The following is a 24,391-nucleotide window of genomic DNA, read 5'->3' as shown; positions in this document are numbered from 1 at the left end:
ACTTACATTCTCGAGCCGCGCATTTTCGGGTCTTTGCTGACACCATTCCTAGCTTCAGCACTGCTTAATGACGACAGCACTACCTGATCACCTGCATTCAAACCAGATTTCACTTCCGTACGCATCCCATCAGTAATACCAGTCTGAATCTGTTTTTCCTGTACCTGCTGGTCATTGCCCAATACCTGCACTACTTTTTTGCCTCGGCGATGCTTGATAGCCTGATTGGATACTGTGAGCACATTAGTGGCAGATTTCACCAGTATATTATTCTGAGTGGTCATACCAATATGCAGCGCACCGTCATCATTCGGAACCAGTGCGCGGGCATAGTAATAAATAGCCGTATCAGTGGTGTCAGTACTGGTGTTATAACCGCCTTGCGACATTTTGGTTAAACCCGGGTCTACAGCTTCCAGTGTAGCATTACGCACCTTACTGTTATCCGCCAGCGTAGTGAAAGTTAAATGCATGCCCGCTTTGACCTTGTTCATGTCTCCTTCTGCAATCTGCATTTTATTCAGCATTTTGCTCAAATCGGCCAGTTGAACAATAGTCGGTGTATTCTGGCTGGAATTTACCGTTTGCCCTTCTTCTACCGGAATAGAAACTACTGTGCCATCCATCGGAGCAGTAATACGCGTATAGCCCAAATCTGCTTCAGAGGTATTAATCGCAATCTGGGTTTGCCGAATCTGAGATTTCAGCTCAGCCACATTGGCGCGTGCCGCGGCCAGATTGTCCTGCGCATTATCAAAGTCTGCTTTAGATGTAGCATCCTGAGCCATTAGAGCCTGTTCGCGGTTAAATGCCCGCTGCTTCATTCTCAAAGTGATTTCAGCCGATACCAACTGTGCCCGATAAGTATCCAGCTTGGCTTTATTGGTGTTGAGCGTGTTTAACTGAGTGGTTGAATCGATATCCGCAATCAAATCGCCCTTTTTCACCTGCTGGCCCAATTTGACATACAATTTTTTAATCTGGCCTGAAGCCTGTGCACCCACGTCAACTAGCTGAGCTGCGGCAATTTCGCCGGTAGCATTGACTGTCTGGCTTATATCACTGCGACGCACCTCATCAGTAACAAAATTCATCTGATTTTTAGGTTTGAAAAACAAACTCCACAATACTGCGGCCAGCAGCACCAGAACCAGTAACCACACTACCCTTTTAACCCACTTTTTTTTCATCTGCTTCATTATCCGTATAACACTCAAGCATTTTTGCCCTAACCAATATATGGTGGCAAAAGATTAAAATTGTAAAGGATGCAAACCATTCTCATCAATATATCTTTCAGATATAGCCGTAAGTCTGCTATAAGACAGGTAAAATACCGCGTTTATTAACCATTATTTACCTTAGCCGAAATATTTCTCATGCTGAACAGAATTAAAACCTATGATGCTTTGACAACACCAGCACAACTGATTAAGCTGCGCAGCTTTGTGTTCACAGTATTAAAAAAAGCACTAACGGTTTACAATCAAAACAATAATGTGAGCATCAGCGTGCTGATAAATCATTCTGGCACCTACAAGAAAGCAGTTTGGAACATACCATAATGACTAATTCAACCATTCGCCGGGCAGTGTATGCTGGCAGTTTTGACCCGCCCACCAATGGCCATTTATGGATGATTCGTGAAGCCCAGCCATTGTTTGATGAACTGACTGTTGCTATCGGGGTTAATCCGGAAAAAACTACTACTTATTCAATTGAAGAACGCAAGCAAATGCTGCGGGCAATTACCGCCAATTTTCCTAATGTGAAAATCTCCTGCTTTGAGAACCAGTATCTGGTTAACTATGCGCGCAGTATAGGGGCGGATTTCATCGTACGAGGCATTCGTACCGCCTCAGACTATGAATATGAGCGCTCCATGCGCCACATCAATCATGATTTACAGCCAGATATATCTACCATTTTCCTGATGCCTCCACGCGAATACGCCGAGGTTTCCTCAACCATGGTTAAAGGCATGGTAGGCCCACAAAACTGGCAAGCAATGATACGTCGCTATGTACCTGATGCTGTTTATGAAAAAATTATGCAGGATCATATGTACCATGAACGTTGAACATTGCCCTGCCATCAAAATCCATAACCTTCAGAGCCACAAAACCATAGCACAAATGCTGGTTTAGCATTTAGGTTCTATAATATACAGAGCTTTAATAATGGCTTCTAATCCAGAGAAAAAGCCATTATTCGCAGACAGAATTTTCACAGCATTGTTTCTTGTCCATCTCTTTTTCCTGTAAGAGGGACAATCGAGCTGTACGCACTGGCTCAAAAATGCTATCGTGCCAAATCCACATTTTATTGTTACCTTTAGTGTATTAATATAGCCGTAATGCAGTGATTTAACACCAGCTATGCGGAATATCATCAGTACACGTACTATATTTTCGTTCTGTTCGGTTCATAGCCGGGTTATAAAATCAGTGCGCCACTTTACAAAATCTTTACCGCTACCGTACAATCATTTTAGTATTTGATTCTATTCCTTATTTCGTTACACTCGTATTGACCTGAACCGTATGACAAGTTTCTTCTGTCTTACGTATTAGCAGATAAATATTCTTACCATCACATCTATAAGGAGTAGCAGCACATGGCTTACCAATCTATTAATCCGTTTAATAATGAACTGATTAAAACTTTCACCAATCACACTGATGCAGAAGTAGAAAGCGCACTGACCCAGGCCTATGCCCTGTATCAGTCTGCATGGGCACAACCAGAAAACATTGGCGACAGACAGGCCTTACTGCGCCGTCTGGCTGATGTCATGACCATGCATCAGGACAAAATTGCCCGTACCATCACACTGGATATGGGTAAACGTCTGGCTGAAAGCCGCAATGAAATTGCCTGTTGCATTGACATAGTACAGTACTATGCCAAACAGGCTGCCGAACTGCTTAAACCAGTAGCCTATCCTAGCAAACTGGGTAAGGGCTGGGTAGAACACCATCCTATTGGCATTATTCTGGCTATCGAGCCGTGGAACTTTCCAATCTATCAACTGATTCGCGTGATTGCTCCGGCAATAGCAGTGGGTAATCCGGTAATGGCCAAACATGCCAGCAATGTACCGCAGTGTGCGCAACTGATAGAAGATTTACTGCATGAAGCCAATGCACCGGCTGGCGCCTATACCAATCTGTTTGTCAGCCCAGAGCAGATTGCCACCATCATCAGCGACAAACGGGTACAGGGTGTTGCTCTTACCGGTTCCGAAGGTGCCGGCAGCGTTGTGGCCGGACAGGCTGGCAGCAAGCTGAAAAAAGCCACTATGGAACTGGGCGGCAATGATGTATTCGTGGTTACAGATGATGCAGATGTGGTAGCTGCTGCACATACCGCAGTAGGTGGCCGACTGTATAACGCCGGACAGGTATGCACTGCGGCAAAACGCTATATCGTGCACGAAAAAGTGGCAGAGCAGTTTATTCAAATTGTTCAGGATGACTTTGCCAAAGTGATAATGGGTGATCCGCTGGATGAAAATACCACTCTGGCTCCACTTTCCTCACATAAAAGCAAAGAAAATTTGCAGAAACAGCTTGATGCAGCCATCGCCCATGGTGCTAAAGTATTGTGTGGTAATCAGCCAGCCGAAGGCAACTTCTTCACTCCTACCCTGATTACCGATATCAGCCGTAACAATCCGGCCTATTTTGAAGAATTTTTTGGCCCGGTAGCCCAGTTGTATGTAGTTAAAAATGACGATGAAGCCATTGCACTGGCCAACGATTCCAATTTTGGCCTAGGCGGCACCGTTTACTCAAAAGATATTGAACGGGCGAAAAAAATAGCTTCCCGAATTGAAACCGGGATGGTATTTATCAACCGCTTTGGCGATTCAGTAGCTGAATTACCCTTTGGCGGAGTAAAGCGCTCCGGTTTTGGGCGTGAGCTGAGTGATTTAGGTATAAAAGAGTTTGTTAACCACAAACTGATCGTTATTGGTCAGGAATAATTTTTCCTGTTAGCCTATTAAAAAAGCAGTCTGGAATCACAGACTGCTTTTTAGCAACTGAAGAAATAAAATTTTGCTGCTTTATCATAACCAGCAGCAACAGCCATTCCGGCTAATCACTTCTGTATATTGAATTCCACCTGATCAGGCAAACCTTTCGGCACAATCAATAATACAAACGGGCGCATCTGATAGCCCAGTGCCGTGCCAGAGCGGATACGCAGATTCAATACCAACCTGTCCTGCACACGATTTAGCGCCAATGGCGTGATATCCAGTTGCTGCTGCACTATTCCGGCATCAAATACCAGTACATCCTGAGTGGTAAAATCGATTGGAGTTGGATTTCCGGCTTTACCCATGGTTGCGGCCATAGCAAAATAACGGGCAAACTCTTCTGCCGAAGTAATATGCCGCGTTACTGACTTGGTTACCGTATTTTTAATAAAGTAATTTTTGGCCTGCTGGTAAGAAACCGGTATTACTGTTTGATTACGTACCTGAGCAGAAGTATTGGCTGCCATGGCCGTTGCATAACTACAACCACTCAGCGAACCAGCCAGCAACAGACCAAACAACACGGAGTAAACATAACAACGCATGGCATACCTCCTGTCAGGTTCAGCAAAACTACTGCTGCTTAAAAGCCAGCCATGCCAGAATCAGCCAGCCAATAATCATCAACAACCCGCCAACCGGCGTAATTGCACCTAGCCAGCGTGGCAAGCCCAAAGCCATCAGATACAGCGAGCCACAAAAAATAATCAGCCCCAACTGTAACAAGCAAAACGGTATTTTTACCGCAAAAGACGGCACAGCTTTTGCCAACACACCCAGTGCCAGTAAACCCAACGCATGCCAGAAAAAATATTGTGTAGCCGTATGCCACCATTGCAGTTGCTGCTCACTAGCCATGTGTTTTAACCCATGTGCACCAAATGCACCCAGCATTACCGCCACAGCCAGATTAAACGCCGCCGTACCTAACCACATAAATAATCCCCCATCATTAACATAACCAGTAAGTCTGTTCAGCTTAATGCTGTTCAGTTGTCCAGCCACATCATTTAACCAGACAATCACAGTATAAAGGCATCATCCTGGATAACAAACCACTTTACCGGCCAGCTCTTAAATCATTCAGTAACAGCCACTGCAAATCAGTATTTATCATAGCGACTGTCAGATTATCCTAACAACCAATAAAAAAACTGACCAATCTACCAGATTAGTCAGTTTTCAGCATTCAAACTTATATTAACTTTTTATCATATTATTTACAGCTGATACCGGCAATTTGCGGCGCTTTCGCTGTACCTACCTTAATGACACAGCTCGTACTGCTGCTGCCAGATACAGTCAGATTACCGGCAGCCAAATTCATATTCAAAGGTTCTTTCACACCCATTTTCACCGCAGTGCTGGCCAGCTTCTGCACATCTTCCGGCTCATAAGCAGTATTATTGGCCGCTATCTTGAGATCCTTGGCACCGGCACTTACCGCTACCAGCAACCCTAAAGAAAGCATCAGGCCATTACGTATCAATTTATTCATCGGACTCCTTTCCGAAGAGAAAATCTACCAAACATACTAAAACAAAAACGTAAGATTTTCTAGCAAAATTAGTGCAATTTACCTCAAACAAACAGCAATTAGCTTACGGCGACAATAATGTTCTAGTTAATACCAGTATTATAACACTGGCTACAAATAAAAAGGCTGTATACCCAATTTGCAGTATACAGCTAATTAAAGAAATTTTTAAATCAAACAACTAAATAGTATGTATCAGTACAAACTAAATCAGCATACTATTCTCGATTATTGTGACTGCTGATCTAGTGCATCCCTATCCTGCTGATATTCACCCCACAAAGCATTTACTACCCCCAACAGTATGGCAAAACCAATTCCTAAGCACCAGGCAAAATACCACATAAAATACTCCTTGATTTGTACTATTCCTGCCAACCATAGCGCCAGCAGGCAAAGCCAGTTTTAATATGCACTGTGATCGTTTTTGCGAATCAGCTCACTAGTTACCTTGCCGCGCATTACCCGATAACACCAGCTGGTATAAAACAACACAAGTGGCATAAAAATAATTACCGCCACCAGCATCACAGTTAAGGTGAATTCACTGGAACTGGCATCCCACACCGTCAGGCTGGAACGCAGGTCAGTACTGGACGGCATGATAAAGGGAAACATTGCCACACCGGCTGTACCGATTACCCCAGCCACCCCCAGCGCAGACGACCAGAAAGCTACAAAATTTTTGCCATTCTTAGCCAGTAACCATGCCAGAATAAAGCCCACATACGCCAGTACCGGAATCAGTAATAACAGCGGATATTGCTGAAAATTATGCATCCACGCACCGGCAGCAGTCACCACCTGCTTATGCAGAGGATCGGGAGAAGCAGCCGGTAAATAGCTTCCGGCCACAAGACCATAGCCATTGATGCCCAAATCAATCCAGATGCCGGCCAGCGAAAACGTTACCACCACTACAATCAATGCAATTGTACTGGCACTCAGCGCACGTTCTCTCACCACATCTTCGGTACGCAAAGCCAGATAAATTGCACCATGGAAAATAATCATTGCAACCGATACCACACCACACAACAGACTGAATGGATTGAGCAGCGCCCAGAATGTGCCAGTATAGAAAGAACGCAAATCATCATCAAAATGAAACGGCACCCCCAGCAGCAGATTACCAAACGCCACGCCAAAAATCAGCGGTGGCACAAAACTGCCAACAAACAGTAACCAATCCCAACTGGAACGCCACAGAGGATTATTGATTTTACTGCGATAATCAAAACCTACCGGACGGAAGAACAGAGCCCACAACACGGCCATCATTGCCCAGTAAAAACCGGAAAAGGCTGTTGCATAAGCATAAGGCCAGGCTGCAAAAATGGCACCACCACCGGTAATAAACCATACCTGATTTCCATCCCAGTGCGGACCTACCGTATTAATAATCACACGACGTTCATTATCGCTTCTGCCTACAAACGGAAGCAGCGCACCTACGCCCATATCCTGCCCGTCCATAATAGCAAAACCAATCAGCAAAACACCCAGCAACAGCCACCAAATGAATTTTAATACCGGATAATCTAAGAATTCCATGCTCTACTCCTAATGCTCTGCTTCATTGGCGTAACGTCCCGTGCCCAGCGAGCCCGGCCCCTGACGCGAAAACCGTACCATCAGATACACTTCCACAATCAGCAATATCGTATACAGCGTCACAAACCCGAAAATGGATCCCCAGATATTGGCTGCGGTTAACGAAGAAACAGACAGATTGGTTGGCAGTACCCCATATACCGTCCATGGCTGGCGCCCATATTCGGCTACAAACCAGCCGGCTTCACAGGCCAGCCATGGCAATGGCAAACTCCAGAAAGTCCATCTGAGCAGCCAGCGTTTTTCAGCAAAATTATTTTTAACCGACGCATAAAAGGCCACAGCCATCAGCAACAGCATCAGAAAACCACACAATACCATGATGCGGAAACTCCAGAACATCGGCGTCACACGCGGAATAGTTTCCCGCGCAGCATGCGCAATATCCGCTTCCGTAGCTTGACGTACATCCGGCACATAGGATTTCAGCAGCAGACCAAAGCCCAGATCATCGCCGTATTTCTTCAGACTTGCCTGTGCCTGCTCATCTGTACGGTTTTTCCGCAACGTTTCCAATGCAATCACCGCTTCACGCCCCTTGCGGATACGCTCAATGTTTTCGGTAATAATTTCTCTAATCCCCGGAATCTGCTTATCCAGCGACCGGGTGCCAATCAGCCCCATTGCCCACGGAATCTTTACCGCAAAATCGTTTTTCATTGCCTGTTCATTTGGTATGGCAATCAGATTAAACGAAGCCGGAGCCGGTTCTGTTTCCCACATCGCTTCCAGCGTGGCCATTTTGGTTTGCTGCGATTTACCAACCGTATAGCCAGACTCATCACCAAGCACAATTACTGACAGAATCGAAGACATCCCAAAAGCAACGGCAATTCGGAAACTCTTCTTAGCAAATTCCACATCCTGACGTTTTAACAGATACCAGGCAGAAATAGACATCACAAAAATCGCACCGGTTACATAACCTGCGGACACCGTATGCACAAACTTGTTCTGTGCCACCTCATTGAGGAAAATATCCGCAAAACTGGTCATTTCCATGCGCATGGATTCAAAGTTAAAATGTGCGCCTACAGGGTCCTGCATCCAGCCATTGGCCACCAGAATCCACAATGCAGACAAATTGGTGCCCAAAGCCATCAGCACAGTAACCATAAGATGGCCAGAGCGACTTAGCCTCTCCCAGCCAAAAAAGAACAACCCTACAAAAGTAGACTCCAGAAAAAAGGCCATCAGCCCTTCAATCGCCAGCGGCGCACCAAATATATCACCCACATAATGCGAGTAATACGACCAGTTGGTGCCAAACTGGAATTCCATCGTAATTCCAGTGGTTACCCCCAGAGCAAAATTGATACCGAATAGCTTACCCCAGAAGCGCGTCATATCCTTGTAAATCTGCTTGCCGGTTAACACATAAACTGATTCCATAATTACCAGAATCCAGGTCATTCCCAGTGTCAGCGGCACAAACAAAAAATGATAAAGCGCAACCAGTGCAAACTGTAGCCTCGACAGTTCTACCAAATCCATAGCTTTGTTCCCTGTTTTATATTAAAAATTTTTATTAAGTGATTACACTTGCAGTGGCAGTTACCAAACCATCCTAGTTTAATATAACAAAATATTCTATCTAAATCGGGAAAATTAAATTTGAAATAAAAATTTCCTGATACAAATTTATATTCAAGCTTACAGCAAAAAAGCAAAAATCAAAATAAACAAAACATCTATTACATATAGACAACTAAATTTTTACATTAACAATATAAATACTACATACATATAAGTATAAATTATAAAACAATGGGTTTCTTAATATTTATCCATACGGAATTAACTTGATTTAAATCAAACTATATTCTCTTTTCAAAAAAAAAAAGAAACAGCCACATTGTGGCTGTCAGAAAGATTAAATCAGCTAAACAGTCTGTCAGGGTTAGTTTCAACCCACATGCAGCACCTGCGCATCTGGCCATGGATTAACCTGATGGCTGGCTACAATCAGAATCCCTTGCTGCTGATGCCGCTTCAGCATCGCCGCCAGTGCCGTTTGAGATTGCTCATCAATACCGGCAAAAGGTTCATCCAGAATCATCAGCGCATAAGGTCGCAATAGCAGACGAGCCAGTGCAATTCGCCGTGCTTGCCCGCCAGACACCGCCGCACCATATTCACCCAAGGGCGTATCCAGCTTTTCAGGCTGATTTTCAGCCCATGCTGCCAGTCCAACACTGGCTAATACCGCCCATAGCTCATCATCAGTGGCCTCGGCCTTACCCAAACGCAGATTTTCAGCCAGAGTCAAATCAAATATATCAAGCTGCTGCGCCAGATAGGCTACCTGCCCCTGCCACTGCCAAGCCGCAAATGGCTGCTGATTACAGTACAGCTCACCACTTTCAGGTTGCAGCTCGTCTGCCAAAACCGCCAATAACGTTGACTTCCCCGCACCCGATGCTCCCTGTAACAGCAGAATATCGCCATTAATCACCTCGAAACTAATATTTTCAGCACCATTCAACGCACCCGGCCAGCGCGCGCATATCCCTCGCGCCTGTAAATGGAATGGTACCGGCAAGGCTGGTTTGGTGACTTCCTGTAATGTCTGAGCTGGCACAATAGCATTCAGACGCGCACAAGCTGCCCGACACAAACCATATGTCATCATATTCATACCCAATAGCAGCACCAGTTCCGCAAACCCAAACACGGCCAGCAACAAAGCCAATAACATCGCTATTGATAAGCTGCCATTACCCAATTGCACACTTCCCTGCCACAACAGAATTGCCGCCGCTATAGCCAAACATACTTGCTGTAACAGCACTACCTTACCTGCCAGCTGCTGCTGGCGTAACTGACCACTGACATAAATCCCGTCTTCAGCAAAAAAAGCTGTAGCAAAACGCGTCCATTGCTGCCACTGCAACAGTGCGGTTAACACCTCTAGTGGTTGCAGCAAAGCTGCACGTCGCTGCTCAGCCTGTGCAGCCTGCTGCCTGCCCCAGTTTTGTCCGCACCAAGCAGCCACGGCGGGAATAACGACTGTGGCCACTAATAAGGGAGCGCCCAGATACAATGCCAGCAACCCATTGGCCACAATCGCGGTCAGGCCAAGAATGCATAACAGCATGATTAGTGCCCATAGCCATGGCAGTACCACATTCAGCGGCCAGTTATTAAGAAGTTCAATATCACTGAGTAAACGATGCATCTGACGCACAGATGCCGATTGCTGCTTACCTGCTGCCAAACGGGCAAACAGGCCACTGCGCAAATCAGCCAGCAAACCCAGCACCGCATCATGCGACCCCAGACGCTCACCATAGCGGCCGGCAGTACGCACAATGGCCAGCAAACGGATAATCCCTGCCGGCGTAAAATAATTAAAGGTATAGGCTGTTGCCAGACTCAGTAGCCCGGCCAATCCGGCAGCAGTAATAAACCAGCCGGATAAAGCCAGCAAAGCAATACTGGCAATAGCCGTTGCCTGCCCCAACAGCCACGCCAGTATCCAGGCGCCCTTGCGGCTCAGTAAAAGATTCGACAATTTTAACTGCTGCCCCGCCCACAACAAATGGTAACGCTTCATCATAATTGCTCCTGCTGGCCAGACAACATAATCTCCCTATATACCCACCCCGCATAACTGACATCATGACTCACCAGCAGCACCGTTTTGCCGATACTCAAGCGCGCCAGCAACTGCATAATATCCGCCGCAGTCTGCGCATCCAGATGAGCAGTTGGTTCGTCCAGTAGCCACAATGGCGCATTGCGCAACAGCATTTGTGCCAGTGCCAACCGCTGTAATTGCCCACCAGACAAACCCCGGCCACGCTCCCCCAGTAACGTGGCCATCTGTTTAGGTAACCGCTGCACCAGCTCCCACAGCCCTACCTGCTGCAATGCCTGCTGCAACTGTTCATCAGTGGCTCCTCCACTGGCCAGACGCAGATTTTCCGCAATCGATAACGGCAGAATCGGCGGAATCTGCGCCAGATAGGCTACTGACTGCCGCAACAGCGGCAGATTCAGATCAGCATAATTATGCTGATTAATCCACAAAGTACCTGAGTAAGGCGCAAACCCAAGCAAAGCCTGCAACAGACTGGACTTACCACTGCCACTTGCTCCGCTGAGCAGAACACGTTCGCCGGCTTGTACACTGAAACTGAATTGCGGCACACGAATACGCTTATCCCGTCCGTACACCACTAGACATTCTGCCCGCAAGCACGGTGGAGCCTGTAACACGAAATCCACCCCAGCAGAAACAGCAGCCACATTATTTGCCACCTCATACAACGGAATTAATGCTTCTGCCGCCGCCTCTGCCTTGGCCTTATCATGATAATCTGCCCCAAGCTGGCGCAGCGGTGCATAAAATTCCGGTGCAAGCAATAGAATAAACAGCGCGCCCTGATAAGGTACCGGTATCTGGCCATTAGCCCATGGCAACACCCCCAGCAGCCCCAGCCCCAGATAAACCGCCACCAGCGCAATCGCCAGCGCTGCAAACAGTTCCAGCACCGCAGTAGACAGAAAAGCCAGACGTAACACTGCCATAGTGCGCACCCGATAAGACTCAGCAGCCGAATCAATGGCCTGCTGAGCCTGTCGCTGCGCCCCTAAACGGCGTAATGTCGGCAAACCGCGTAACAAATCCAGAAACCGCCCGCTTAAAACCGCCAGAGCAGACAACTGCGCCTGATTTTTACGTGCCGCAGCCTGCCCCAGCAAAATCATAAAAACCGGCACCAGTGGCGCAGTCAACAGCAACAGCGCCGCAGCAAACGGACTATAAAAACATGTTGCCGCAGCAATTAGTAACGGCATCAATGCCGCCAACTGCTGTTGCAGCACATAACGGCTGAAATAGCCATCCAGAGCATCCACCTGTTCCAGCACCAGCGTTGACAATGCACCATCACTACCATACTGGCTGCGTTCCGGCCCCAGAAAAGCCAGCGCTTTTAATAACTGGCGGCGCAACTGCAACCGTATCGATACACTGGCACGCAACAGCAGCCGCTCCCTGACATAATTCAACAACGGCCGCAGCAACCAGCAGGCAAGCAGATAGGGTAAAAACTGCCGTAATGCCACGGTCACCTGCTTACCATTGAGCCACAGAGCAAACAGATTGGCCAGAAGTGCACTTTGCACAATAATCAGTATCGCCACAGTAATCATCAGCACCCATGCCAGCCGGAACAAACGACCTTGCTGCTTTTGCCATAAACGCAGATAAAACCGTGGCGTGGATGCGTATAAATTCGGTCTAGCCAATCTGCTTCCCCTTTTGCATAAAACCATCAAAACATCTCTTGCTCAAAACTATGCAGTCACAATCGCCTGCGGCAAAACCCGCCCAAGCTGCCAGTACTGCACTGCCCAGCTGAGCAAATCAGCCAGACTATCCACTTGCGGTGCCTGCGGCAGCCCCAGATAAACCAGAACCTGCCGCAATAAAGCTTCGCGTCTGCGCAGATCCAACGCTGGTGCCTGCGTCTGTTTCGACCATTTCTGTCCCAGCGCATTGGTTAACAGCGGCAAATGGGCATAGTTAGGCTGAGGCAGACCCAGTAACTGCTGTAAATAAATCTGGCGTGGCGTAGACACCAGCAAATCCTGTCCGCGCACCACATGATTAATGCCCTGCGCAGCATCATCTACCACCACAGCCAACTGATAGGCCCAGAAACCATCAGCCCGCAACAACACAAAATCCCCCACATCACTGGCCAGACACTGCTGCTGCCAGCCCTGTACCGCGTCCTGAAAACTGATTAACTCAGCCCCAGCCCGCAAGCGCCAAGCCGGTGTCTTATTATTAATACACAAACGTGTATTTTCACCCAGTGAAGCACAACGCCCACTGTAAATAACACCATCCACACCCATCCCCTGCGCTTCGGCCTGCACTGTTTTACGGCTGCAATAACACGGATAGACCAGCTCATGTGCACGCAACTGTGCCAGAGCTGCCGCATACAAATGATGACGTTTGCTCTGATACACCACCTCACCATCCCAATGCAGCGCAAAAGCTTCCAGCGTGGCCAGAATAGCAGTAGACGCACCGGGCATTTCCCGGGGCGGATCCAAATCTTCCATACGCACCAGCCAGCGGCCATGCCGGCTGCGCGCATCCAGATACGAAGCTACCGCTGTTAATAGCGAACCAATATGCAATAAACCAGTAGGACTGGGAGCAAAGCGCCCCACATACAACTCAGCCACAGACAACATCCATCCTTAATATCACACCAATATGCTGTAGAATAAATAACTTAACACTCCCCTTGCAAAAGCACAAACCGGCACTCATCCCCAGCAACAACCTATGCAATAAAACAAACAATTATCAAAATTAACCCCCAATAGTATTTATTAGTACTACCTCGGTCATTATAGATATAACAGACTTAAATGGTGGGGTCATTTAAATAGAATAAATAATTTAACCATCTCCTCGCAAAAGCGCAAACCGGCAGTCGCCCCACCAACAAATTTCCAAGTACAAACAATTAATTATAAAATTAACCGCAAAGTAGTATTCATTAGTACTACCTCGGTCATAATAGATGTAACAAGCTTAAATGGTGGAGTCATTTAAATAGAGTCATAAAAAGGTATAATCAAACCTATCTGAACATATTGGCACACCATGATTAGCACCGAATCGCGCCTGCTTATTATCGACACAAGCACCAACTACCTGTCACTGGGAATCCATCAGAATGGGCATACCCACAGCATTTACGAAGCAGTGGGCGCAAAACAGTCCGAATTGATATTACCGCGTATCCAGCAATTACTCGATACAGCCAGCCTGACACTGGCGCAGCTAGATGCCATAGTATACGCACAAGGGCCGGGCGCCTTTACCGGATTACGTATCGGGCTGGGCGTGGCTACCGGTCTGGCACTGCCGAATAACCTGCCTCTGATTGGCATTCCCTGTCTGGACGCCGTCGCTGCGCTGGCACCCAACCAACCGTGTGTACTGGCCGCAACCGATGCACGCATGAACGAACTGTTCTTTGCCTGGTATGACACCCAGAATCACAAACGTTTGAGCGATTATCTAGTCGGTTCCGCCAACAGCATCCAATTTCCGGCCGGCCAGCATAGCGCTATCGGCGTTGGTAATGCCTATGCTCTGGATATCACCTTACCAGTATCAGGGCAGAATCTTATGCCCGGCGCACAGGAATATGCCCAACTGGCCTTATCTGGTCGCTATACCCCTACTGATGCCGCCCAGGCCAGTTTGCATTACGTACGTAACAAAATTGCGCTAACAGCTGCCGAACAGGCAGCCAGACGTGCTGCGGGTCAAACAGCATGAATATCCGTGCCGCAACCCTTGCCGACATTCCCGCTTTGCAAGCTATGGAACAACAATGCAATCCCTCGCCATGGTCAGCAGCGCAACTCACCGGCAGCATCAATGCACCGCAGCCTGTGTGGGTAATCGACTTGCCCGAACACGGAATTGTCGCCATGCTGGCCTGGCAAAAACTGCCGGATGAGGCAGAAATCCATCTGCTCAATACTCATCCGGCACACAGACGACAAGGTTATGCACAACAATTACTTCAACATTTATTTCAGTGGACACAGCAGCAACACATCAGCCGTATACTGCTCGAAGTGCGTGCCAGTAATGGTGGCGCATTACAGTTATATGAACACAATGGCTTCAAACGCTGTGGCCTGCGCAGAAACTATTATCAGAATGGCGACGATGCCGTGCTAATGGAAAAACTATGCTAGACAGCCGCTATCTCTACTTACACGAAGCAATGGGCTTGGGGCCCATGTGGTTATCACAGGCTGCACATCTAATCATTCCAGATGCAGCCGAAAAAAATACCTCAGTAGACGACAACAGCACGGCACCTACTCGCCAGCCTACCCCCTCCAGCACTGGCGAGCAACAAGCCATAGCTGCTGCCAAGACCGAGCCAGCGCACAGATCGTTCCCGCAGCCAACCAACCGTCACCGCGCTGCCTTGCAGCAAATTATCAGTCAGCGTCCTCCTACCGCCCTACCAGAGACACAAACAGCAGTAGACAGCAGCATCGACAGCAGCAGCCACCAATCCATAGCGGGCGAATTAAACATCAGCTTTGAGGCCATACCTACCGCACTGATAGCCTGCACCCGCTGCAACCTGCATCAGGAACGCTGCACCCCTCTGCCCGGCTACGGTGCAGTCAACGCACGCCTGCTGGTAGTCAGCTCCAATCCGGCACCACCAGACGACAGCAGCCAGCAGCTTTTCAGTGGTGAAGTAGGCAAACTGCTCAACAACATGCTGGCCGCCATCAATATCAGTGCCGAAGAAGTTTTTTATACCAGTCAGGTAAAGTGTGCGCCCAACATCAGCCTGCGCATCACCGCCGAACACCTGCATGCCTGTCTGCCCTACCTCAGAGCACAAATCGAGCACATCAGGCCACAGGCTGTCCTGCTACTTGGTCAAATATTTACCCAGCTCGACCAGAATACACTGGCGCAGAACCTGCACAATATCCCATATGTCATATCACCCCATCCGGCACGATTATTGCGTCAAAGCCACTTAAAGGCCACAGCATGGGCGGCACTGAAACAATTGCGTAACTATTTACATTAATCTGCCTCAAAAAAACAGTCTTAAATAAGGATAAGTCCGCACAAGCCAAAGCTTCTATGTTAAAATATGATAATAAAATTTTAAATAAATAAAATCAACATATTATGCATATCTCTCTTGGCCCTGTCGTGATGATCCTATTGGTGGCTGTTTTGGCCGCTATCATCTGTCGCCGTCTGCACATTCCCGCCATGCTAGGCTATCTTGTGGTTGGCTTTATTGCCGGCCCGGGCTGGCTGCATTTAATCAACCAGAATCATGCCACCGAATTTATCGGCGAAATCGGCATTACCTTCCTCATGTTCAGCATCGGACTGGAGTTTTCCATTGGCAAACTTAAAGCCATGCGCCGGCTGGTACTCGGGCTGGGCGGATTACAGGTGGCACTTACCCTGACTGCTCTCTTTATCATACTTGGCGTCATGGGCATCCAGCTCACATGGGCATTTACCCTTGCCGCCGCCATGACCATGTCGTCTACCGCCATCGTCAGTCGCATCATGGTAGAGAAAAACGAACTGGGACAACACTACGGCCACATGATTATGGGCGTATTGCTGATGCAGGATATTGCCGTCGTACCGCTGATGATCCTGTTTCCCGCACTGGCACACAGCAGTGACGGACTGATGCTGCAAATGGGCAAAGCCCTGCTCACCATGGCACTGGCACTTGGCCTGCTGCTGGTAGTCGGCAGCAAAATCATGCCGATATGGTTTCGCCTGATTGCACGCACCAAATCCAGCGAACTATTCATGATTAACGTATTGCTGGTTACACTGGGCGTTGCCTACCTCACCCAGCTAGCCGGCCTGTCGCTGGCACTGGGCGCATTCGTGGCTGGCATGCTGATTTCAGAAACAGAATACCGCTATCAGGTAGAAGACGACATCCGTCCTTTCCGTGACATCCTGCTCGGCTTTTTCTTCATTACCATCGGCATGAAACTCAACATACAGGTTTTGCAGTCAAGCTGGTTATTGATACTGGCGCTATGTGCATTACTTGTCATCCTCAAAGCACTGGTATTGTATGGCATTTGCCGCTACATGAAAGAAAATACCGGCGACAGCCTCAAAACTGCACTGTATCTGGCACAGGGCGGTGAATTCGGTTTCGTCATACTAGCCATTAGCGGTGCACTCAAACTTATTTCACTCGAGTTGCAGCAGGCAGCCATAGCTGCCATCCTGCTGTCCATGATACTGGCACCCTTTATCATGAAAAGTGCCGACATAATCGCCAAACTGCTGGTTAAACGCAGTTGGGACGAACAAGCAGTTGACTTGCAGAGCATACTGGTTGACACCATGAACAAATCCGACCATATCCTCATCATCGGCTTCGGTCGCTGTGGCCAGAGTATCGCCCGCGTTCTGCAACAGGAAGACACACCCTACTACGCCATCGATCTGGATGCTGAACGCGTGGCTACCGCCAAGGCAGCCGGTGAACCAGTTACCTTCGGAGACGCCAAAAGGCAGGAAGTATTACAGGCAGCCGGATTAAAACGTGCCAACACCGTACTCATCACCATTAACAACATGACCGAGGCCAAACACATCCTCAGCAACATCATGCTGATTGCCCCCACCATGCCAGTAATCGTGCGCGTCACCAGCGACGACAACATCCCCGTCCTCACCAATATAGGCGCCGACGACATCGTTTCCGATGAAAAAGAATCCAGCCTTACACTAGCCAGCCAAGCACTATTAAGCTCAGGCAAACCATTTGATGAAGTCTATCAAATCATGCAGCGTATTCGTCAAGACCGCTATCAGGCACTCGAAGGCCTGTTTGCCGGCAGTGATGACGAAATTTCCGATGAAAGCGTTCATTACTTCCGTCAGGCTTTCACCCTGCCACCGGATGCCTTTCTAGTAGGCAAAAGCATCAGCGACCTGCCACTGGACAAACTGAACATAAAACTGCTCTCCGTACGCCGCAACGCTCACCAGCTACGCGAGTTTGATCCAGATTTCCGCTTCAAAGCCTCAGACACACTGGTGGTACTCGGCCTCAGAGACAAAGTAATTCTCTTTGAAAACTGGTCACTACAGGGAACAAGCTAATTTTTTCACAATCAGCACTTGCCATCAGGCAGCATATCTGGTTTAATACCGACTTTCCCAAGCACGGGTGATTAGCTCAGTTGGTAGAGCGTCTGCCTTACAAGCAGAATGTCGGCGGTTCGACTCCGTCATCACCCACCAGTTTTCTGTTTTATGCATAGCATAAAATATGCGCGGTGGTAGCTCAGTTGGTTAGAGTACCGGCCTGTCACGCCGGGGGTCGCGGGTTCGAGCCCCGTCCGCCGCGCCAAAAAATATAAAAAAGCACAGCTTCTGCTGTGCTTTTTTATTATCAGCCCAAACCAAGCATTTCAAATCAGCTATTGCAGCTAAAGCATTCAAACCTGTCAACAGCAAAAACCCGTCTCAAATATTTATCTTCCTTGTTCAGTTACAGCACAATTACACAGACAATACAGATTACCTATCACAACAGGATTATCTATTCAGAATGCTCAACCTGAACTAACCAATACCAGCATCACCCCCGACACAAGATTATGCTGCATAAACAATTGCCCTGTATAATTGTTAAATTATGTTTAATATACTATTATTCATCGTATTATTAATAGGAAAAACATCCTTCCTTTTTTCTATTCAGAAGTAGGCATGCATTCAATCACACAACAACTGAACGATTTACATCAAACCACAAAATGAGAAAGGTTTATCGTGGGAAATACCGATTATCTGATTGAAGTAAAAAATGTTTCCAAAAAAATCAAAGGCCGGCAAATTTTGGATAACATTTCATTCAAAATTGCACCCGGCCGAATTATGGGTTTCATCGGCCCCAATGGTGCCGGCAAAACCACCATGCTGAAAATGCTCACAGGTTTAATGTTTCCCACTTCAGGAGAGATTAAAATCTGTGGCCATGATATTCAGCAAGACTACGAGCAAGCTGCATTCAATCTGGGTACCATAATTGAAAACCCTGAATTTTATAATTATATGTCTGGTTTTAATAATCTACAGGTATTTGCTGATATGAGCCGCCAGTCAATCAGCAAAAACGAAATAATACAATCCTTAGCCTCTACCGGTCTCAAAGGGGCTGAGCAGCAAAAAGTTAAAGGTTATTCCTTGGGCATGCGGCAAAGATTGGGCGTAGCAAACGCTACCATCCATCAGCCCAAAGTATTAATTCTGGATGAGCCCATGAATGGCCTCGACCCTGAGGGAATGAAAGACTTCCGCAACTTGATGAAAAATTTTGTCCGCAATGGCAACAGCATCATTATTTCCAGCCATCTTCTCGCCGAGCTACAGGAAATTGTTAACGATATCTTTATTGTTAACCGTGGCAGACAAATATACGCAGGCACAATGACTGATTTCCTCGGTAAATCCAATAATATTGTTCACGTAGAAGTGGGCGGAGATATATTAGTGGCAGAAAAAATATTACAACAAAAGGGATATCAGGTTACCAACCAGCTCAATAGCCTTGAAATCGCAATTAACCAGAATGATCACGACCCACGTGCGGAAATTGCCAAACTGCTGCTTGAAAACAATATACCCTTAATCGGCTTAAAACTAACACATTACTCTCTGGAAGACTCATTCCTTAATTCCATTAACAGCGATAATCAAAAAAAGGGTTAACCAATGAAATTACTGATTAATGAATGGCGTAAATATCTTCGCAACGTTCGCAGCGCGATTATCATACCTTTAATATTATTAATTGTATTAATCATCTATTTTAGCACAATGGGTTCTATATTTTCGAAAACAACGGACTCACTTTCAGCTTCAAATTGTAATAAGGCATTTTTTTATGGCATAACTATTTGCTACTGTTTTATCAATTTTATCGCCATTATTTATGCTTCCAATATTCTGAGTACAGAAATATCCAGAGGTACAATTAAATTTATCCTCACACGTCCTTATCAACGTTACAAGATATTACTGGCAAAAATCGGAGCATTAACAATACTAATGCCAGTGGTTTTGCTTGTATTTGTAATTATCTCCTTAATATTACATTTGATAACACTACACCAATTACCAGAATTTAGTGTAATAATAAAATATATTAATATATATACCTTATGCATATTAGCGGTTACAGTATTTTTTACTGCATTTGCACTAATGCTTTCTTCCCTGACCAGCAGCCCTGCTTTCGTTACTGGTTGCAGCATTGTGTATTATTTCTTTGCCGCTGCTCTGTGGGCGATAATCAATTTAATTTATCTTGACCTACCAACAGACGGATGGTTATATAAATTATGCCCGTTAAATGTAAATAGCTATTTAATTTATTTAATGAAAGATGCAATCGAAAACCCTATTCAGAATGAATTCTATATCGCCTTACTGGCCAATATTGTCTATGCATGCATTTTCTTCCTGATAGCTACACTGGTATTCAGACGGCGTGATATCTCACTAGCCAATTAACAGTGACTTTACTGAAGCCATATAACAGGCCAGATTCTAAAAAATTGTTTGGAAAATAATTAACACCCAAATCACCTTTTTTCAATCTGGCCTTTTATACTAATATTAATAAATTTGTTCACACAAATTTCAACTATCTTTGCTCCAGCCTAATCACAGACGCAAAGACTATTACCATTGAAAATTACTCGGGTAGCTTATAAACTGCATAATATTAATGAAAATAGCTCATAATATTTAATTTAAAGCTGCCTCTGTCTGCATAAATATAAATACTTTTGCCTTGCAAAACGGTTTATTTGGTAGCCACTAAACTGGCATAAGCTGATCAAGCAGGAGAAATATGTGTAATCACCTACCGGTTCAACCGGAACATAAGCTGGATAATTCGGCTATTTACAGCCGGCATCTGCCCACGATTAAGCAGTTGCAATATTTTCTGGCAGTGTGTGAAGAAGGCAATTTTCGCAAGGCTGCCAGCAGGCTGGGGATAAGTCAGCCACCGCTATCCATGCAAATCAAGGCACTGGAAGAGAAACTGCAAACCACACTGTTCGTGCGTAATACCCGCTATGTCGTGCTTACTGCACAGGGTAAACAGTTTCAGGATAAGGCCAGAAGCTGGCTAGAAGGTTTATCGCTGGCAATAAGCAATGTTAATCATCACTCTGCTGAACGGATAACCATTGGTATTACTAAAATTCTGGGGTTTAATTTTGTTCCGCTCTTCAATGAATTTATCAGCCGCTTCCAGCAACATATCAACCTGTGGCAGCAAAACTATTCTTCCAAAGAGCTGCTGGCTGAATTCAATAAAAGCAATATTGATTTGGTGATTATTTCTGATTATAAGCACAATAGTCATCAGGCCAATAGTTTATTGGTCTATCAGGAAACCATGCTACTGGCTTTGCCGGAGAATCATCCGGCCTGCGCACAGGAAAAAGTAGATTTGAATACAGTGGTGGATTTGCCTCTGTACTGGTGCAAACGTTATCAGAATCCGGCGTTGTATGACCGGCTGCAAAAGATAATCAGCCAATTACCAACCCCGCTGACTTTGCAGCAGAAACTACCTAACTTCTTAACTATGCTGATGGAAATAGCTATGGGCAGAGGTATGCTGTTGCTGCCAGCCTCAATGACGCAGGCACAGATGCAAGGAGTGGTGTATAAAAGGCTGACTGCAAAACATGAGCAGCAGCTATCTATGGATATGCATCTGCTCTGGCATAAGTCGGCGGCGGAAAACACCATAATCAATGAGATGATTGGGTACTTTAAGCTTCACAATACAGCTTCTGTATCCGTATAGAGACTTTGTATCCTGCCATCCTAAAAAAGATACAATAGATTGATACGTTTTTCATATCAATGATTTTGTATTTCTATTCTCAAGTTTAATTATTTACTATCAGTACCAGCAATAAAGCATTTGCCTGACTTTAAATAAATATATGCAATATTTACTAAACAATTTTGGCATAACTAATTCTGACAGGATAATAAATAATGACTCTTTCTTTACCACAACGCAAACTTGGTCAGCATCTCACTGTATCAGCCATTGGCTATGGCGCTATGGGCTTGAGTGAATTCTATGGTGAGGTAGATACAGCACATGCACGCACAATCTTACATAAAGTTATCGACAGTGGTGTTACTCTACTTGATACAGCTGATATGTATGGTCGTGGTGAAAATGAAAAGCTGATTGGTTCTGTGCTGAAAACGCTGCCTGATTCAGCTCGAGCGCAACTCACCATCGCCACCAAATGCGGTATTGATAGAAGTAATACCGCCGGCTATAACCGCAATATCAATAATCGCCCTGAATACATTAAACAGTGCTGTGATGATTCTCTGGCCAGACTGGGTATTGAGCAAATTGATTTATTTTATATTCACCGCATTGATCCGGATGCAGCAATTGAGGATACCATGCAGGCTCTGGCCGAGCTGGTAGAGGCTGGCAAGATTGCTCATATTGGTTTGTGTGAAGTGTCCGCTCCGGTTTTGCAGCGTGCCTGTGCAGTTTATCCAGTCGAAGTTGTGCAGACAGAGTATTCGCTATGGACCCGCAATATTGAAGATGAATTACTACCCCTGCTGAAAAAATTAAATATCGGCTTGGTGCCCTACTCTCCGCTGGGACGCGGTTTTCTCACCGGCCGGATTCAGGGCAAGGAAGATTTGGCTGAAAATGATTTTCGCCGTACCAATCCGCGCTTTCAGGACAGCAATCTGGAACACAATAAACGCCTGTTACAGGCATTAAAACCCATGACTGCCAAATACAACTGTACTATGGGGCAGATTGCACTGGCATGGCTGCTGGCACAATGGGCGCATATTGTACCGATTCCGGGTACCAAAAACGAAAAATATCTGCACGAAAATAATCAGGCCAGCTTTTTACAACTGGAAGCAGCCGATATGCAGACGTTGAATGATTTGAAATACCACATTGATATCCAGGGTGAACGTTATTTACCAGAGGGGATGAAAGGTATAGTCTGATTTAGTTGGATAACAGTGTTTGCAGCATTTACTGAGCAAGTACATACTCCCCGCTAAGCCATTCCCTGTGCCAGCGGGGAATATGTGTTTTTAATGGCTGATAATCAGTAAAGACTTAATGGCTTTACGCTGATCCATTGCATCATAGGCAGCCTGAATATTGGTTAAATCAAAGCGCTGAGTAAAGACTTTCCCCGGCTGAATTTCCTCATTCAAAACTGCCTGCAATAACAGGTTTTTATCATAAGTAGTCACACTGGCAATACCGCCACGCAAGCCTATATTACGCCAGAAAATATCGCCAATTTTGATTTCAGTCTGCTGTGGTACTCCTACACAACCAACAATAGCCCCCGCTCGCGCTACTGCGATGGCCGTTTGTAAAGATTGCTCGCTACCTACGCATTCCAGTATGGCATCAGCCCCAGCCTGACTGGTCAGCGACAATACTTTTTCAACTGCTTCATCACCCCGTTCCGGCACGATATCGGTGGCACCGAATTCCTGTGCCAGTTGTGCCCTGTCCGGATGCCTGCTCATGGCAATAATGCGTTCTGCACCGCGCAGTTTCGCTGCAATAACACCGCACAAGCCAACTGCACCATCGCCCATCACCACTACAGTATCACCCCGTTTAACTTCAGCACTGGCCGCTGCATGGTAGCCCGTAGCCATGACATCGGCTAATGTAAGCAATGAATTCAGAACATCATCAGAATAATCCTGTGGCTGGCCGGGAATCTTAACCAGTGCCCAGTCTGCATTGCTAAAGCGCAGATACTCACCTTGATAGCCGCCATTACCACCCTGTTCCTGATTCTGGCAATTACCATCAAAACCGGCCTCGCAGACAGCACAATGTCCACAACCATGCGTAAAGGGTACGATAACAAAATCACCGTTCTGGATGTGGGTCACTGCACTGCCTACAGCTTCGACCACCCCAATCGCTTCATGCCCGACAGTGCTTTCAGCTTCACGCTGGCTGATACCGCGAAACCACCATAAATCCGAACCACAAACACAGGCACGGACAATACGGATAATGGCATCGGTGGGTTTCTGGATAACAGGTTTGTCCATTTCCCGTATGGCTACTTTACCGGGCGCAACAAATACTGCTACTTTCATGGTTACTTATCCTTAACTGTTGAATTAAATCATCTTTACCATTAGTTTAGTGCAGTTAAATCATCATACCATGCCAGCTAATAAAGAACAGATACATTTAGATTATCATGTTCCAGACCGTGGCTTAATCGGTTTCAAAACTGAATTCTTAACTATGGCATCTGCTACTGCTTTATTTTTCAACGGTGAATAGTCTTAACGGCACGAAATTGACAAATAGGCGTATAGCGGGCACGGATAGAGCAACAACGCTATCACTGCAAATCAAAATGAGATATGTAAAAGATATTTTATTGGCGGACTAAGCTTTAACCGGGATATCAGGTGTAACTACCCCCTAAAATAGTACAGCTCCGAAGTAGAAAATTCTCTTCATTAACCAACAGAGGATTTAAACATGAAAAAGATGACTGAACATCAGATCGTATCTATTTTA

21 protein-coding genes and 2 tRNA genes are annotated in these 24,391 nt (G+C 46.2%); 12 read left to right on the top strand and 11 right to left on the bottom strand.

Annotation, left to right across the window (positions count from 1 at the left end; all coding sequences use genetic code 11):
- Positions 1 to 2 precede the first annotated feature (2 nt).
- Positions 3 to 1,199: an efflux RND transporter periplasmic adaptor subunit gene (locus tag MJ764_RS10595; RefSeq protein ID WP_420853955.1), complete on the bottom strand. Its 1,197-nt coding sequence runs from the start codon at positions 1,197 to 1,199 to the stop codon at positions 3 to 5.
- A 365-nt stretch (positions 1,200 to 1,564) separates the two neighbouring features.
- Between MJ764_RS10595 and coaD the strand changes: the two genes are divergently transcribed.
- Positions 1,565 to 2,080: a pantetheine-phosphate adenylyltransferase gene (gene coaD, locus MJ764_RS10590; protein ID WP_100090069.1), complete on the top strand. Its 516-nt coding sequence runs from the start codon at positions 1,565 to 1,567 to the stop codon at positions 2,078 to 2,080.
- Positions 2,081 to 2,617: 537 nt separating this feature from the next.
- A complete protein-coding gene (locus tag MJ764_RS10585) occupies positions 2,618 to 3,988 on the top strand; it encodes an NAD-dependent succinate-semialdehyde dehydrogenase (protein WP_239326837.1) in 1,371 nt (456 codons plus the stop codon).
- A gap of 116 nt (positions 3,989 to 4,104) precedes the next feature.
- On the opposite strand, the gene MJ764_RS10580 is transcribed toward MJ764_RS10585, so the two are convergent.
- The 9 genes from MJ764_RS10580 to gluQRS form a co-directional block, all read right to left on the bottom strand.
- Positions 4,105 to 4,590, bottom strand: coding sequence for a hypothetical protein (locus tag MJ764_RS10580; RefSeq protein ID WP_239326835.1), 486 nt, complete (start codon positions 4,588 to 4,590; stop codon positions 4,105 to 4,107).
- A gap of 28 nt (positions 4,591 to 4,618) precedes the next feature.
- Complete coding sequence (locus MJ764_RS10575) at positions 4,619 to 4,981, bottom strand: DUF423 domain-containing protein (protein ID WP_239326833.1); 363 nt, start codon at positions 4,979 to 4,981, stop codon at positions 4,619 to 4,621.
- A gap of 280 nt (positions 4,982 to 5,261) precedes the next feature.
- Positions 5,262 to 5,543 carry a hypothetical protein gene (locus tag MJ764_RS10570; protein WP_239326831.1) on the bottom strand — a complete coding sequence of 94 codons (282 nt, stop codon included), beginning with the start codon at positions 5,541 to 5,543 and terminating at the stop codon, positions 5,262 to 5,264.
- A 267-nt stretch (positions 5,544 to 5,810) separates the two neighbouring features.
- Positions 5,811 to 5,927 (bottom strand): cytochrome bd-I oxidase subunit CydX, encoded by a 117-nt coding sequence (cydX, locus tag MJ764_RS10565; protein WP_239326829.1) that lies wholly within the window; start codon positions 5,925 to 5,927, stop codon positions 5,811 to 5,813.
- A gap of 60 nt (positions 5,928 to 5,987) precedes the next feature.
- Positions 5,988 to 7,136 (bottom strand): cytochrome d ubiquinol oxidase subunit II, encoded by a 1,149-nt coding sequence (cydB, locus tag MJ764_RS10560; RefSeq protein WP_239326827.1) that lies wholly within the window; start codon positions 7,134 to 7,136, stop codon positions 5,988 to 5,990.
- Positions 7,137 to 7,145: 9 nt separating this feature from the next.
- Positions 7,146 to 8,690, bottom strand: a complete 1,545-nt coding sequence (locus MJ764_RS10555; protein WP_239326825.1) for a cytochrome ubiquinol oxidase subunit I — start codon at positions 8,688 to 8,690, stop codon at positions 7,146 to 7,148.
- A 412-nt stretch (positions 8,691 to 9,102) separates the two neighbouring features.
- On the bottom strand, positions 9,103 to 10,755 hold the full coding sequence (locus MJ764_RS10550) for an amino acid ABC transporter ATP-binding/permease protein (protein ID WP_239326823.1): 1,653 nt from the start codon (positions 10,753 to 10,755) through the stop codon (positions 9,103 to 9,105).
- A complete protein-coding gene (cydD, locus tag MJ764_RS10545) occupies positions 10,752 to 12,452 on the bottom strand; it encodes a thiol reductant ABC exporter subunit CydD (RefSeq protein WP_239326821.1) in 1,701 nt (566 codons plus the stop codon). Before cydD ends, MJ764_RS10550 begins: the two co-directional genes overlap by 4 nt.
- A gap of 48 nt (positions 12,453 to 12,500) precedes the next feature.
- Positions 12,501 to 13,397 (bottom strand): tRNA glutamyl-Q(34) synthetase GluQRS, encoded by an 897-nt coding sequence (gluQRS, locus tag MJ764_RS10540; RefSeq protein ID WP_239326869.1) that lies wholly within the window; start codon positions 13,395 to 13,397, stop codon positions 12,501 to 12,503.
- A 436-nt stretch (positions 13,398 to 13,833) separates the two neighbouring features.
- On the opposite strand from gluQRS, the gene tsaB reads away from it, so the two are divergent.
- The 10 genes from tsaB to MJ764_RS10490 all read left to right on the top strand — a co-directional run bounded on the left by tsaB (position 13,834) and on the right by MJ764_RS10490 (position 22,824).
- Positions 13,834 to 14,517 carry a tRNA (adenosine(37)-N6)-threonylcarbamoyltransferase complex dimerization subunit type 1 TsaB gene (tsaB, locus tag MJ764_RS10535; protein ID WP_239326819.1) on the top strand — a complete coding sequence of 228 codons (684 nt, stop codon included), beginning with the start codon at positions 13,834 to 13,836 and terminating at the stop codon, positions 14,515 to 14,517.
- Positions 14,514 to 14,945 carry a ribosomal protein S18-alanine N-acetyltransferase gene (rimI, locus tag MJ764_RS10530; protein ID WP_239326817.1) on the top strand — a complete coding sequence of 144 codons (432 nt, stop codon included), beginning with the start codon at positions 14,514 to 14,516 and terminating at the stop codon, positions 14,943 to 14,945. Before tsaB ends, rimI begins: the two co-directional genes overlap by 4 nt.
- Positions 14,939 to 15,811, top strand: a complete 873-nt coding sequence (locus MJ764_RS10525) for a uracil-DNA glycosylase (protein WP_239326815.1) — start codon at positions 14,939 to 14,941, stop codon at positions 15,809 to 15,811. The genes rimI and MJ764_RS10525 overlap by 7 nt, the downstream gene beginning before the upstream one ends.
- A gap of 101 nt (positions 15,812 to 15,912) precedes the next feature.
- Positions 15,913 to 17,886, top strand: coding sequence for a monovalent cation:proton antiporter family protein (locus MJ764_RS10520; RefSeq protein ID WP_239326867.1), 1,974 nt, complete (start codon positions 15,913 to 15,915; stop codon positions 17,884 to 17,886).
- A 65-nt stretch (positions 17,887 to 17,951) separates the two neighbouring features.
- Positions 17,952 to 18,027 (top strand) — tRNA-Val (locus MJ764_RS10515).
- A 32-nt stretch (positions 18,028 to 18,059) separates the two neighbouring features.
- Positions 18,060 to 18,136 (top strand) — tRNA-Asp (locus MJ764_RS10510).
- A 425-nt stretch (positions 18,137 to 18,561) separates the two neighbouring features.
- The gene (locus MJ764_RS10505; RefSeq protein ID WP_239326813.1) at positions 18,562 to 19,500 is read left to right on the top strand and encodes an ABC transporter ATP-binding protein; all 939 of its coding nucleotides are present in this window, start codon (positions 18,562 to 18,564) and stop codon (positions 19,498 to 19,500) included.
- Positions 19,501 to 19,503: 3 nt separating this feature from the next.
- The gene (locus tag MJ764_RS10500) at positions 19,504 to 20,304 is read left to right on the top strand and encodes an ABC transporter permease (RefSeq protein ID WP_239326811.1); all 801 of its coding nucleotides are present in this window, start codon (positions 19,504 to 19,506) and stop codon (positions 20,302 to 20,304) included.
- Positions 20,305 to 20,647: 343 nt separating this feature from the next.
- Positions 20,648 to 21,619: a LysR family transcriptional regulator gene (locus tag MJ764_RS10495; RefSeq protein ID WP_239326809.1), complete on the top strand. Its 972-nt coding sequence runs from the start codon at positions 20,648 to 20,650 to the stop codon at positions 21,617 to 21,619.
- Positions 21,620 to 21,816: 197 nt separating this feature from the next.
- Entirely contained in the window at positions 21,817 to 22,824 is a 1,008-nt protein-coding gene (locus MJ764_RS10490; RefSeq protein WP_239326807.1) for an aldo/keto reductase, read from the top strand.
- A gap of 90 nt (positions 22,825 to 22,914) precedes the next feature.
- Here the strand turns inward: MJ764_RS10490 and MJ764_RS10485 are convergent, their stop codons facing one another.
- Complete coding sequence (locus tag MJ764_RS10485) at positions 22,915 to 23,955, bottom strand: zinc-dependent alcohol dehydrogenase family protein (protein WP_239326805.1); 1,041 nt, start codon at positions 23,953 to 23,955, stop codon at positions 22,915 to 22,917.
- Positions 23,956 to 24,391: the final 436 nt, after the last annotated feature.

Origin of the sequence: Snodgrassella gandavensis (assembly GCF_914768025.1) — a bacterium.
In the GTDB taxonomy this organism is placed as follows: domain Bacteria; phylum Pseudomonadota; class Gammaproteobacteria; order Burkholderiales; family Neisseriaceae; genus Snodgrassella; species Snodgrassella gandavensis.
The sequence above is the reverse complement of the archived record's forward strand: the minus strand, read 5'-3'. Positions and strand labels throughout refer to the sequence as shown.